The 12,561-nt window shown below is 56.5% G+C and carries 11 protein-coding genes and 1 tRNA gene; 6 read left to right on the top strand and 6 right to left on the bottom strand.

The genetic code is table 11. From position 1 onward, the window contains the following. The first annotated feature begins 16 nt into the window (after positions 1 to 16). From B7364_RS01380 to B7364_RS18330, 3 genes are all read left to right on the top strand, one after another. Positions 17 to 538 carry a hypothetical protein gene (locus B7364_RS01380; protein ID WP_085338152.1) on the top strand — a complete coding sequence of 174 codons (522 nt, stop codon included), beginning with the start codon at positions 17 to 19 and terminating at the stop codon, positions 536 to 538. Then, positions 535 to 1,368: a 23S rRNA (adenine(2030)-N(6))-methyltransferase RlmJ gene (locus B7364_RS01375; RefSeq protein WP_085338151.1), complete on the top strand. Its 834-nt coding sequence runs from the start codon at positions 535 to 537 to the stop codon at positions 1,366 to 1,368. The genes B7364_RS01380 and B7364_RS01375 overlap by 4 nt, the downstream gene beginning before the upstream one ends. 206 nt (positions 1,369 to 1,574) lie before the next feature. Beyond that, the gene (locus B7364_RS18330) at positions 1,575 to 2,516 is read left to right on the top strand and encodes a cold shock domain-containing protein (RefSeq protein WP_269798750.1); all 942 of its coding nucleotides are present in this window, start codon (positions 1,575 to 1,577) and stop codon (positions 2,514 to 2,516) included. A 29-nt stretch (positions 2,517 to 2,545) separates the two neighbouring features. On the opposite strand, the gene B7364_RS01365 is transcribed toward B7364_RS18330, so the two are convergent. After that, positions 2,546 to 3,331: a hypothetical protein gene (locus B7364_RS01365; RefSeq protein ID WP_085338149.1), complete on the bottom strand. Its 786-nt coding sequence runs from the start codon at positions 3,329 to 3,331 to the stop codon at positions 2,546 to 2,548. Between the two features lie 178 nt (positions 3,332 to 3,509). Between B7364_RS01365 and B7364_RS01360 the strand changes: the two genes are divergently transcribed. Next, a complete protein-coding gene (locus B7364_RS01360; protein ID WP_198533991.1) occupies positions 3,510 to 4,493 on the top strand; it encodes a P1 family peptidase in 984 nt (327 codons plus the stop codon). A 37-nt stretch (positions 4,494 to 4,530) separates the two neighbouring features. Beyond that, positions 4,531 to 4,607, top strand: a tRNA-Arg gene (locus B7364_RS01355). Positions 4,608 to 5,301: 694 nt separating this feature from the next. On the opposite strand, the gene B7364_RS01345 is transcribed toward B7364_RS01355, so the two are convergent. The 5 genes from B7364_RS01345 to B7364_RS01325 all read right to left on the bottom strand — a co-directional run bounded on the left by B7364_RS01345 (position 5,302) and on the right by B7364_RS01325 (position 10,591). Beyond that, on the bottom strand, positions 5,302 to 5,775 hold the full coding sequence (locus tag B7364_RS01345; protein ID WP_085338146.1) for a DUF2147 domain-containing protein: 474 nt from the start codon (positions 5,773 to 5,775) through the stop codon (positions 5,302 to 5,304). 61 nt (positions 5,776 to 5,836) lie between these two features. Then, positions 5,837 to 7,042 (bottom strand): ATP-binding protein, encoded by a 1,206-nt coding sequence (locus B7364_RS01340; protein WP_085338145.1) that lies wholly within the window; start codon positions 7,040 to 7,042, stop codon positions 5,837 to 5,839. Then, positions 7,039 to 7,737, bottom strand: coding sequence for a response regulator (locus B7364_RS01335; RefSeq protein ID WP_085338144.1), 699 nt, complete (start codon positions 7,735 to 7,737; stop codon positions 7,039 to 7,041). The genes B7364_RS01340 and B7364_RS01335 overlap by 4 nt, the downstream gene beginning before the upstream one ends. A gap of 165 nt (positions 7,738 to 7,902) precedes the next feature. Beyond that, the gene (locus B7364_RS01330; RefSeq protein ID WP_085338143.1) at positions 7,903 to 8,538 is read right to left on the bottom strand and encodes an outer membrane protein; all 636 of its coding nucleotides are present in this window, start codon (positions 8,536 to 8,538) and stop codon (positions 7,903 to 7,905) included. Between the two features lie 223 nt (positions 8,539 to 8,761). Beyond that, complete coding sequence (locus B7364_RS01325; protein ID WP_085338142.1) at positions 8,762 to 10,591, bottom strand: ATP-binding protein; 1,830 nt, start codon at positions 10,589 to 10,591, stop codon at positions 8,762 to 8,764. 251 nt (positions 10,592 to 10,842) lie between these two features. On the opposite strand from B7364_RS01325, the gene B7364_RS01320 reads away from it, so the two are divergent. Beyond that, the coding region (locus B7364_RS01320; RefSeq protein ID WP_085338141.1) for a sensor histidine kinase at positions 10,843 to 12,561 on the top strand (1,719 nt) is incomplete at its 3' end.

Genomic DNA, 12,561 nt, shown 5'->3' with positions numbered 1-12,561 from the left:
TGGGATAGATCGAGACATGCCCAATTATCACCAGCCGAAAAATATGAGCTTTGTGCCGCCAATCCTCAGGCGGAAATTCATTGTTCCCGATAATCCGCGCGAGCTGGGCACATTGGTGGTGATTATTGGGCTGGCCATCAGCTTGATGTCGGCTTGGCCGACAGCGGTTGATCTCACGCACTGGATGGGTAAGCGGCATATTGAGGCCCAGCGTGTCGCCATTGTTCCTTATCGTGCCAGCCTTCAGAGCCGCCTTGTCGGTGTTTATCTGATTGAAGATGAGAATAAGGTCCAAGTCGCCGTGCGGGGCAGCCGTGTCTATCTGAAAAAGGAAGCCGTCGCGCCAAAGGCTTGGGTGGTCTGGGAGGCTGGGCGGTCTGACAAAGCACGGACATTGTTCCAATATCTCGATTATTTATGGGGTCTGCCCATTGGTCTTGGCATTTTGGCTTGGGGCTTACACATTCGGACCAAGCGGCCCGATCGCTTTGAAGAGGCAATGTCCGATCGGTCAGATCCAGGCGGCACCGCTGCATGAATTATCGTCACGCCTTTCATGCCGGCAATTTTGCCGATGTCTGGAAACATATAGCCCTCGTCCTCAGCCTCGATCATTTGCGGCTGAAAGAAGCACCTTTCCGGGTGCTCGATGTCTTTGCGGGCATTGGCACGTATGACCTATCCAGCGAAGAAGCAGCCCGCAGCCCGGAATGGCAGGACGGAATAGGCCGCCTATGGGCCGCCGAAAACCCACCTGCGCCAGTGCAACGTTATCTCGACTTGGTTGCAGCAGCGGGCGATGGCCCCAACACCTATCCAGGATCTCCCGCATTGGTCGCCGAATTGTTGCGCTATCAGGACAAGGCTTTGTTTTGTGAGTTGCACCCGATCGATTTCGAAACCCTTGCAGCGCGCTTTGAGCGCGCGCGCGGCATTAAGGTTGAGCGGCGCGATGCTTGGGAGGCGGTTCGCGCCCATTTGCCCCCGGTCGAGCGACGCGGCTTGGTGCTAATCGATCCGCCGTTTGAACGTCCAGGTGAATTTGAGCGTTTGGTTGAAGCTTTGAAAGATGGCCTCAGCCGGTGGGCAACTGGAACCTATATTTTGTGGCACGCGGACAAGGATAGTCACGTCACTGGCGAATATCGCCGTGCCTTGGCCGAGACGGAAGCCCGTCTTTTGATCGCTGATTTACAGGTTTGCGCACCCCATGAGGGCCAAGGATTGGTCAGCGCCGGGGTCACGATTGCCAATCCGCCATTTGGTTTGGAAGAGGCTTTGCGCGAGGCTGGAGGCTATTTGGCCGCACTTTTTGCACGCGGAAGCGGAGCAAAGGCTGAAATTGCGCGCATTTCAGGCCGCTGGTGAGGTTGCTTCTCGGCTCACACTCGCGCATAAGGCGATAGCAGGTTCGTTTTTAACAAACTGAAATGACCGCACCGGCCCCGTATCTGGTCGCACACGCCCCATTCATTGCGTGCAAGACCAGACAGCTTCGGCTCTGTGCTGGTCTGTCTCAGTCGAGATGGCCCTGTGGCGGCGCAACCCTGCTCCGTCGGTTCCCGGGGAATTACATGCGTTTCGACGACGACGACGAAGATACAAAGCCAGGCGATAAGAAGAAGAAGCCACGTGAACGCGCACGTGGCATGGAAGAACCTTCCTTCGACGCACCACCACCTTCATTCAATGACCGTCCACCACGCCGTGACTTTGGTGGTGGCGGTGGCTTCGGCGGCGGCGGTTTTGGTGACCGCCCACCGCGCCAATATGGCGATCGCCCACAAGGTGGTGGCGGCTTTGGTGACCGTCCGCCCCGTCAATATGGTGACCGTCCACAGGGCGGCGGCGGCTTTGGTGACCGTCCACCGCGCCAATATGGCGACCGCCCACAGGGTGGTGGTGGCTTTGGCGACCGTCCACCCCGTCAATATGGCGACCGTCCGCAAGGCGGCGGTGGCTTTGGTGACCGTCCGCCCCGTCAATATGGTGACCGTCCACAAGGTGGCGGCGGCTTTGGTGACCGTCCCCCACGCCGTGACTTCGGTGGTGGCGGCGGCGGTTTTGGTGACCGTCCACCCCGTCAATATGGCGACCGTCCACAAGGCGGCGGTGGCTTTGGTGACCGTCCTCCTCGCCGTGACTTTGGAGGTGGTGGTGGCGACCGCGGCCCTCGCAACTTCGAAGATCGTGGCCCGCGCGAGCCGTTGGAGAACCATGAAGGCACGGTGAAATTCTTCAACGCGGAACGCGGCTTTGGCTTCATCACCCCAGATGGTGGCGGCGCAGATGTGTTTGTGCACATTTCGGCTGTCCAGCGTTCGGGCTTTGAAGTGTTGGAGCCCGATCAACGTTTGGCATTCCAAACCTTGCCAGACCGCTTTGGCAAAGGCCCTAAGGCGATCAATCTATCCTTATTGGATGGTTCTGCTGCCGCTCCAGCCCGCGATTTAGGTCAAGCGGCACCCAGCGGTGACGATGATCAGCCAGATTTAGGCGATTATAATCCAGAATAAGCAGGCGTCGGGCCCCGTGATCGGCCCGGCTACTTGCCTGCAGTTACACGATAGCGCCGCCCTTGGACTTTGATCTGGGGCGGCGTTTTTGTGCGCTCAAAGGCACGCCAGGCAGGTTCCAACTCGCGCCAGAAGCTCGCCTTTGGTCCTTGGCCCACTTGCAGCATCCGAAATGGGGTCATTTGAAACGGAAAAATGTGGAAGGGGATTGAGGTCTGTCCACTGATCAAAGCTGAATAAGCAATGGTGTAGACTTCTTCCATGTCTTGGTCCGTCAACCCATAATGGCGACCCGAAGCACAGCCCGCTTGGATCAAGCTGGGGGCGCCGCGCCACCCGCGTGCCCGATCATAAGCATTGGGCCAATTGAGATTAATGCCCAAATAGCCGACACCTTGGGGCCGCATCTGGGTGGCGGTTAGGGTGTAAAAGCCTTCAGGTTGCCCAGTCGACGCGCTTTGGCGCGGCCCCAGTGAGCCATCCTTGCTGCAGATTTTGAAATTGCGCAGGCGGCTATAGGTCCCCGATGGTGATTTCACCCATACTTCGAGGCGGTCCTGGTCGCGGATAAGGCGAAAATAGACCGGTGCGCCTAAGGTGAGGCCGAGGTCTGAATAGGCAAAGGCCAAACGTTGCCGGGTGCGCTCGATCGCGTCTGCACCCACCGAAGAAACGGCCACCCGCACCCGCTGGCTTGCCTTTGCCTTTGTTTCGGCGCTGACGCTTCCAACACCGGCTGTCGTAACCAGCCAAACCCCGGCACAGATGGCCCAGATCAGGCGGCGAAACAGGGCCTTTGGTGCGCGAGATCCCATGGTGCTTCCCAAAATTCTCTCTTGTTGGCGCGCTCAGTTATAACTCTGTCCGCCATCGTGTTTCGGCTAGAATGAAACGATCTTGCCAGCAAAGTCTATGGCGCTTGTGACGCCAAGCCACCGACATAATCCAGACCCAGCTATAGGCCCACGACCGTTAAGGCGATATAAAACCCGAATGCAGCCACTTAAGAACCTCATTACCGACGTCCCCGGCCTGAAAATTGGCCAAGCTGAAGATAGAGCGGCCTTGACGGGCGTGACCGTGATTTATCCCGATGTCGCCGCCGTATGTGGGGTGGATGTGCGTGGTGGGGGGCCGGGCACGCGCGAGAGCGACGCGCTTGCCCCGGAAAATCTGGTCGATGCCATTGATGCTTTGGTCTTGTCGGGTGGCTCTGTCTATGGCCTCGCGGCTGCTGATGGCGTTGTAAGCGCTTTGGGGGCGCAAGGGCGCGGCTTTGGCCTGGTGGACTTACCCGGTGTTCCCCGGTCCCCAGTTGTGCCCGCGGCTATCCTCTATGACCTGGCCAATGGTGGCAACAAAGGCTGGGGTCAGGACCCGCCGTACCGCGCTTTGGGGGTTCGCGCCCTAGAGGCTGTTGCGCATCGGTTTGAATTGGGGGCCCATGGGGCGGGCATTGGTGCGCGGGCAGGCCAGCTGCGCGGTGGCTTAGGTTCTGCCAGTCAACGCACGGCTGACGGCATTCATGTCGGGGCGATTGTCGCGGTTAATTGCTTTGGCAGCGTGGTTATGCCCGGCAGTGACGCCTTTTGGGCTTGGGCGCTGGAACAGAATGGCGAAGCTGGCGGCATCCGCCCAAATCCCGCTTTGTGCGTTGAGGGCGATGATTGGGGCGCGGCTAAGGCTAACCCTGCCGCTGTCGGCCGCACCAATACGACGATTGCCTGTGTCGCCACCGATGTGGCCCTGACGCCCGCGCAAGCTAAGCGGGTTGCCCAAATGGCCAGCGCCGGCCTTGCCCGTGCGATCCGACCTGTTTTTGCCCCATTTGATGGCGACGTGGTATTCGCGCTATCAACGGCGCAGCAAAATTTGACCGAACCTACCCACTTCACGATCGCCCGAATTGGTGCTTTGGCTGCGGATTGTTTGGCTCGGGCTGTTATGCGTGGCGTATATGCAGCCAAAGACGCTTGATCTTCGCCGCTACGACGTCTAATGACGCCGCCTCAGCGCGCCCGTAGCTCAGCTGGATAGAGCATCAGACTACGAATCTGAGGGTCGGGCGTTCGAATCGCTCCGGGCGCGCCATTTCTTCCATGACAATTTAGATCCGAGAAAAGCCCCGCGGGGGTCTGCATTGGCAAGCATCTCCTCACATTGGGCGATAACCAAAAAAATGGGCCAAGCAGGGGCAGCCCTTTCAGCTTGGCTCCGTCTCAAAGGCGGAAGAAAATAGTCATGGCGTGGAGGTTAGCCTACGCCGCGTGCGGCTTTAGCAATCACGTCCGCGACGATGCGATAAATCGTGCACTTCGACAGTCTAAAACTTCTGACACATCGCTTGCGGTTCGCAGACGACTGCCTCTCAAGCCTTGGATCAGGGCAAAGAGGCAGTCGGCGCGGCGCATGATTAAACGGCCAGCTTCACTGGATAATGTTGCCTCACACCGGATCTAGGTTCGATCACAGACATAAAGTCTGCGGCGCCGGGTACCGTTATGATAGCCTCCGCCGCGACTAGGGCATTGGCTTGACTGGCCCCGCGACCACAAGCGACCCACTGGCTATCTTGTGACTGCGCCAATTGGCGAGGGAGGAATCCAAGGATCATCTTTAGCCAAGATAGCATGCCCTCAACGGCCCGCAGGGCGACTTCGGCTGTAACATTTTCTGGTGTTTGGAACGGTGCAAGTTCTAGGGTTTGAATGTCCATACCAGAGGCGTCCTTGTGCCCCGCACAGACGATTTTCGCCCCTCAACTGACACCAAGGTGTCAGGTAGGTCAGGCTTTTCGAACCAATTTGATGGTGTCACAAAAGACTGTCATGCAGACTTTCAATTCAAGAATTGTGGCGCTGCGCACCTTGATCGTGGCTGGTAAGGTCTTCTGCGGGCCAATGCGATAGAGCCCGGAAAATTGCCCTGGCCCAGTTGGGCGGATATCGCGCACCACGATCTGGTTCAAAGCACTTTCTTCGCCGGGTGCCAAAACTTCTTGAATTACAGTGGCGCACAAACGGCTAGGCTCATAAGCGCAGGGGGCAACGCGGGCCACGGCGCTACCGTCTTCTAAAACCCAATCCCCGCGAATGTCAGATACCCCGGCGGCAGCTTGGCTGGCTGTGCCGATCAAAATTAGAGGCACGACCAAGGCCTGAGCCACGCGCGCGCGAACCCGCGGGCTCGTGCTGTAAAGTGGCGTTTGGGATGTCTTTTGGGTCAGGGCGGAAGCGGCAAGATTGAAAAAGCTAATCACAGCGAAACTCCAGAGTAGATGAGACACACGCGTCTCTGTGACTTTGGACTTTTGCCGACGCTTATGTAGGTTGTGTGGAGCCCTGATGAATGGATGGCGCCGAAGGGGTATCCTTTTGTGGAATGCGCAGTTCAAACTGGGCCCCGCCGCCCGGCCGGTGGCCGGCGGTAATGCTGCCGCCGTGGGCTCTGGCGATGGCTTCAACCACCGACAAGCCAATGCCTGTGCCGCCATAATCTCGGGCGCGGGACGGGTCCTCCCGCCAAAAGAGACGAAAGACATTCTGGACAGCCAAGGAGCTGAGGCCAGGTCCACGGTCCATCACACGGATCACGCCAAAGTCGCCCACCACGCCGCAATCAATATCCACAACCCCGCCGCTGCGGCCATGACGACAGGCATTGGTGATCAAAGCAAGCGCCGCCTGCCGCACCCGCAAAGGATCGGCAAAAACTGGGGCAGGGGTGAGCGACAAGGTGAGGTGTAGGCCAGCATCCTTGATCTCCGGCGCAACAAAATGGCTCAATTCGCCTATGGCTTTTGCCAAATCTATCTGGCTCTTGTGCAGGGTGAGAATCCCGACTTCTGCGAAGCTTACGGTTTGCAAATCATCGACGATGCGGCTGAGTCCTTCAACCTGCAAGATTAGGCCCGAGATTTCTTTATCGGTCGACTGAAACACACCGTCCTTCATACCTTGCAAACGACCGCGCAGAATGGTCAAGGGCGTGCGCAATTCGTGGGCAATAGCTGCGGCACCTTCGATAAGCTCGCGGTCATAGCGCTCAAGCGCATCGGCCATGGTATTGAAATCGGTGATGAGTTTGGACGCTTCTGCTGAGCCAGGACTGCGGCTCACCGCGCGAACTGATAGATCGCCAGATGCAAGGCGGCGCAGAGCGGATGCGACCCCGTCTAAGGGAGCGGCAATGCGATTGGCCAACAAGACAGCCGCCCCCCCGCCTGCCAACATCGCCATAAGACTTAACACCACAAGCGCCAAGTTTTCCTGTTCTTCTAATGTTGTGCCGATCTTTCCGTCTAAGGCGACCAGTTCTTTGAACTCCTCGTAGGTCGGCAGCTCTTTGTTCTCGAGTTTTTTGATGGCTACCAAAGTCGATGGTGGCAGTCGGGCTGTCAACTGCCTTGAAACGTGTTCGGAGAAGAGCGTCAGTCCCCCATAACCAAACACGACCGCCAAAAGAACGCAGCCCGCCATGGCGAGCATGAGTTGAACGCGTAATGAAAGATTCCGGCCCAGTTTCATAAGGCGAGCAACCGATATCCAATGCCTCGGACGCCTTCGAGGCACCGATCGGCACCGGCCTGTTCCAGCTTGCGGCGGGCTTTACTAATATGGCTGTCGACGGTGCGCTCTAGGGCGTCGCCATCAGAGGGCAAGCACGCATCTAGCAATTCGGAACGGGAGAAAACCTTATGGGGCACACGCGCCATGTGGGCGACGAGACGAAACTCTGTCAATGTCAAATCTGGCCGCACCGATTGATCCTCTTCGCCAAGTACACGGATGCTATGGGTCTCAAGATTGACTTCTAATGGGCCAGCACGCACGATTTTCGAACGCGACTGCCCGGCTGCGACCCGACGCAGAATGGCTTGTGCGCGGGCGACGACTTCTAGGGGATTAAACGGTTTAACCACATAATCATCGGCCCCAAAACGAAGGGCACCAAGCTTCTCAACATCTTCGCCCAAAGCGGTCGCCATCAGCACGGGTGTGTCGGAAGACTGACGAATGATTTGCAACACCTCATGGCCATTTTTTTTGGGTAGATTGACATCCAGCACGACCAGATCCGGTGACAACATGCGATGATGGGTAATGGCCGTCTCGCCATCGCTGGCGCGGCCGGTCCGATATCCCTCGCGTTGAAAATAGGCGTCGAGGATTTCCGCAATATTGGGTTCGTCCTCAACGATCAGGATGAGAGCATTTTCCATGGCAACGCTACACAAGCTTACAGGGTTAAAGTTTCTCTTTATCCCGGTTTTGTGGAGATTGGGTGGAGGCATATAACATTGGGGGTGTCAATGCGCTTTCCAATCTCCACGTGCGGTGAGTCTTCCAAACCCCGGTTGGGTTGGAAGACAACCACGGACCTTGGCTTAGAATTTGTAAGCCAGTCCAACCGAAATACGGTTCGATGCAGGCTTGTAGGTCACCGTTGGTGCGCCTGCCGTGGCAAAGCTCTTGCGGTCATAGGTGGTGTTTTCATACTCAACCCGACCAATCAGATTGTCACCGAAGGCTTGCGCCACACCAATCCCCAGAACGCGGCCGCTCGACGTCGCTTTGCGGGTCACATTGTTGGGCAATTGATATTTGGCTCGGTTTTGCGCGATGCCAGCGCTGGCATAGAGCAGCGTGCTGTCGGTGATGCCAATCCCGGCAACGCCTTTAATTGCAAGCTCATATTGGGGCCGTTCCCGCACAGAGACTCCGGCTAGCGTCACCGCCTTATTCTGACCGGTCGGGCGATTAACACTTGCCTCAGTACCCAGATAGAAGCCATTGTCGAATTGATAGCCGAAGCCACCGAACAGGCCAATATCTGCTTGGGTCTTCTTATTGGTGCGGGTGGCCGCGGCCCCCGTAACGGGTGTAACGGTTGTTTTGGTGTCGCTGCGGGCCGCGGCGACTTCCGCGCCAGCATAGAAGCCCGTGAAGGTGCCTTCTGCATAGGCAGGGGCAGCCGACAGGCCAAGGGCAAGAAGAGTACCTAGGGCAATCGCTTTTTTCATTTTCTTTCTCCGTGTCACCGCATGGCGGTAGAGTCGAAGAACCCTACAGGAGCGCCATCTGGATCAATTCGCAGCGGTGTATGACCGCGAAAATAGCGACGCAGATGGAGGCAATGTGGAGGACATTTGGAGAAATGGATGAGAAATCGGGTTTTGTCAGCGCGTATCTGCGGCCGAGGACAAACACCAAGATCCCAGAGTTTAGGCCAGTTTTGCGCCCGCTTTAGCCAAGGTTTTGATCAAGTTGCCAAGCGGGGATTGATAAGCTTGAGGCGGGGGCTGGCTCTGGTATCTGGGTGGTTGAGCCGGTCACATCGGCCATGCTGGCTTTGGCATAGGTCAAAATGGTCTGGATCAGGACATTGGGATCCAAGGGCTTTGGCACAAAGGCATCCGCCCCAGCTTCCATAAAAGCGGCGCGGTGGTGGTCCATCGCATTTGCCGTCAGCGCAATAATGGGGACATGCTGGGTATAGCCAGATGCGGCCCGCAACCGGCGGGTGGCCTCCAACCCATCCATATTGGGCATTTGCATATCCATCAGGATGACATCAAACTCTTCCAAGGCCGCCATCTCGAGGGCTTCGACCCCATCATTGGCCATAGCCAAGGACCAGCCCATCGTCGATAGAAATAGGCTGACGATTTTCTGATTGGTTGGGTGATCTTCGGCAACCAAAATCCGGAGAGCCCGAACGTCAAGATCGACATCTTCGTCCTCATCGATGGCACCCTGGCTGTCGGCCAATTCATAGGGCAGCGTGACCGTAAAGATTGAGCCTTCGCCTTCAACGCTGCGCACGTCTAGCGTGCCATCCATCAATTCAGCCAAGCGACGGCTGATGGCCAGACCAAGACCAGTGCCACCTTTTTTTCGGGCAATCATCTGATTGCCTTGCTCAAACTCGGCAAACAAGCGCGATAAGGTTACAGGCGAAATGCCACACCCTGTGTCTGCGACTTCCAGCACCATGGCGGGTCGATCTTTGGCGTCTATGGCGGTCCGGGCAGAAACTGTGATCGATCCAGCTTCCGTGAATTTCACCGCGTTAGAAATCAGGTTGAACAAAATCTGCCGAATGCGTAGCGGGTCGCCTTTGATGGCACTGGGGAAGTCAGGCGTGGCTTCAAAGCGCAGCTGAAGATTTTTGTCGGAGGCGCGGGGGTCCCAAATCCGCACGGCTGCCTGTAATTCATCGATGACCGGGAAATCGACCCGCTCGACAGTCATCTTGCCAGCTTCGATCTTCGACATGTCCAGCACGTCGTTCAACAGCGCCAAAAGCGTATCCACAGCATCGTTGAGCATGTCGACATGCTCGCTCTGCGCCTTTGTCAATTTGGTCCGGCGCAAGAGGATGGCAGAGGCCATCACCGCATTCATTGGGGTGCGGATTTCATGGGTGACGGTGGCCAGGAAGTCAGATTTGGTCTGACTGGCGCTTTCCGCGCGATTTTTCTGGTCTTGGGCTTCTTCATTGGCGCGCACAAGTTGGTCGGTAAACTCATAAGAGCGGCGAATGATGATCGCCAAATGGCCTAAATAGACCAGCGATCCAATCAGGATCACAGCGGAGGTTGCTGGCTCCATTTGAAAATAAAGCCAAGACGCAATGGGAAGACCAATCAGATAAAGGCACATGGGTACGGTCGATGCAGCCAAAAGCGACGTCGATCGGGCGGCATGTAAGGTGGAGTGCAGCAAAGCCCCGCAAATAATCAGGGTTGCAAAGATGCGACCAGCTTCCCCGCCTTCGGCCCACAAAATTGCGGCGACGCTGGTGTAAACCAAGGCATTGAGCGTCACGATCAGAATACAGGCAAACTTTCGGCGCGGGGAAACTGCTCCTTCCGGATTTAGTCGCAAGGGTTTGAAAATGAACCAGTCGAGTATCTGGCCCAGCACCACAACGCCCAACCAGGCAAAAGGCTCATAACCACCGACGATGAAAAAGCAGGCAAGCGCAAGGAAAATCGCAACCGAAAGACGCGTTTTCAGCTCTTTCGCGCGATTAAGGCCGACTTCGGCAAATCCAGCTGCGTGCGTATCCATCAAATCTGACCAATGCTTTGCCGCGGAAAAAAAGCCCGAATAAACCTTAGAACTGCGGAGTAAAAATTAGATGAAGTTTAGGTGCATACTTCGCCTATGCCTGAGATTACTGCTTAGTTGACCTGAGGGCTTTACCGGCATTTTGTCTCAAATTCTGTTCAAATCGAGGTGCGATCGCGCCTTTTCCTCGCTTCACTAATACTCCTTTAAAGGGTTTATGCGATGGCCTAGGTCTAGTTTGAGGATTGACCATGGCTGCGCCGAAACCCCATAACGAAGCCCAGCGCCTCGCGGAATTGCTGGATTTTGCGGTTCTGGATACTTTGCCCGATCCGTCTCTTGACGTGATTGTAGGTTTGGCTTCGAGCATGATGGATGTGCCCATCGCGCTGGTCTCTTTGGTCGATGCAGAGCGGCAATGGTTTAAGGCACGCGTCGGTTTAGATGCCTGCGAGACCGATCGCGAGAGCGCCTTTTGCGCCCATGCGATTTTGGACGATGAACCGCTGATAGTTGCCAATGCACTCGAAGACCCGCGATTTGCGACCAATCCCTTGGTTGTTGGGGACCCCCAGATCCGCGCCTATTTTGGCTTCCCCCTGATTGTAGCTCCCGATTTAAGGCTTGGTACCCTATGTGCCATTGATGTGAAGCCGCGCAGCATCACACCGGCTCAAATTCAGCACATGAAGGCCTTGGCCAAAATCGTGGTCAGCCAGCTCGAGATTACCCGTTCGACCCGCGATGCTTTGGCTCTCGCCGAAGCCAATGAAGCCCTCAACCGTGAAGCAGACCATGCGCGTGTGATCTTGGAGACGATGTCTGAAGGGGTCTTGATCAAAAACCGCATCGGCAAAGTTGTTGAGGCCAACCCCAGTGCGTGCCGGATTTTAGGCTTATCGCGCGACGAGCTTTTGGGCCTGATGGTCAATGACCAGCGTTGGCAGCGCGTACGCGAAGATGGGACACCCTATATGCCCTACGAGATGCCAGCCATGCAGGTGTTGCGTAGTGGCATTCCGGTCAGCAATGAAGTGGTCGGTATTCCTGCAGCCGATGGAAGCACGAAATGGCTTCATCTCTCGGCCAGTCCCCTGTTTGAACCGTTTGAAGAAACGCCATCCTTTGTCGTGTCGACTTTTTCCGACATCACCCATCTCAAGGCACAGCAAGAACATTTGCGCGATCTATCGCTCAAGGCCAATGCCGCCAATGCGGCCAAGACGCAGTTTCTTGCCAATATGAGTCATGAGTTGCGGACGCCCTTAAATGGGGTGGTGGGTGTGACCTCAGCACTTGCCAATACCCCTCTGGATGATCGCCAAAGGCGGATGGTGGAATTGATCCGTTCGTCCGGCAAGGATTTAGAGCGCCAATTGTCCGACATCCTCGACCTGACCAAAGTCGAAGCCGGTGAGCTTCAACTCGAAGCCGTGCCCACCGATGTCGGGATGATCTTGCAAGAAGTCGTCAGCCTGATGTCGGGTGCCTGCACGCAAAAGAAACTCGAGCTCGCGTTTGTAAACAAACTGCCCGAGAAACAACTCTATCTGGCCGACCCTGTTCGCCTGCGCCAAATCGTCACCAATCTTGTGTCAAATGCGGTCAAGTTTACAAATGCCGGTCGGATTGCTGTTTCGGCCTTGCCACGCGCGACAGGCCCTGGGGTGACGATTCAGGTGGAAGACACCGGCATTGGGTTTGACGAGGCCCAAAGTCAAAGATTGTTTGAACGCTTTTCGCAAGCCGATAGTTCGATCACCCGTCGCTTTGGCGGGACGGGGTTGGGGCTTGCGATCTCTAAATCCCTGGCTGAGTTAATGGGCGGCACGATCACCGCAAAGTCGACGCCCGATGTTGGTTCGGTCTTTACGTTGGACATCCCCCTGCCGCTCGACCGCGCCATGCTGAGCGTGCCTAACGCGGAGGATTTAGAGCGCTTCCCGTTTAATAAGCATCATAGCCACAGC

This window comes from Aquidulcibacter paucihalophilus (genome assembly GCF_002105465.1).
Taxonomy (GTDB): Bacteria; Pseudomonadota; Alphaproteobacteria; order Caulobacterales; family Aquidulcibacteraceae; genus Aquidulcibacter; species Aquidulcibacter paucihalophilus.
The sequence above is the reverse complement of the archived record's forward strand: the minus strand, read 5'-3'. Positions and strand labels throughout refer to the sequence as shown.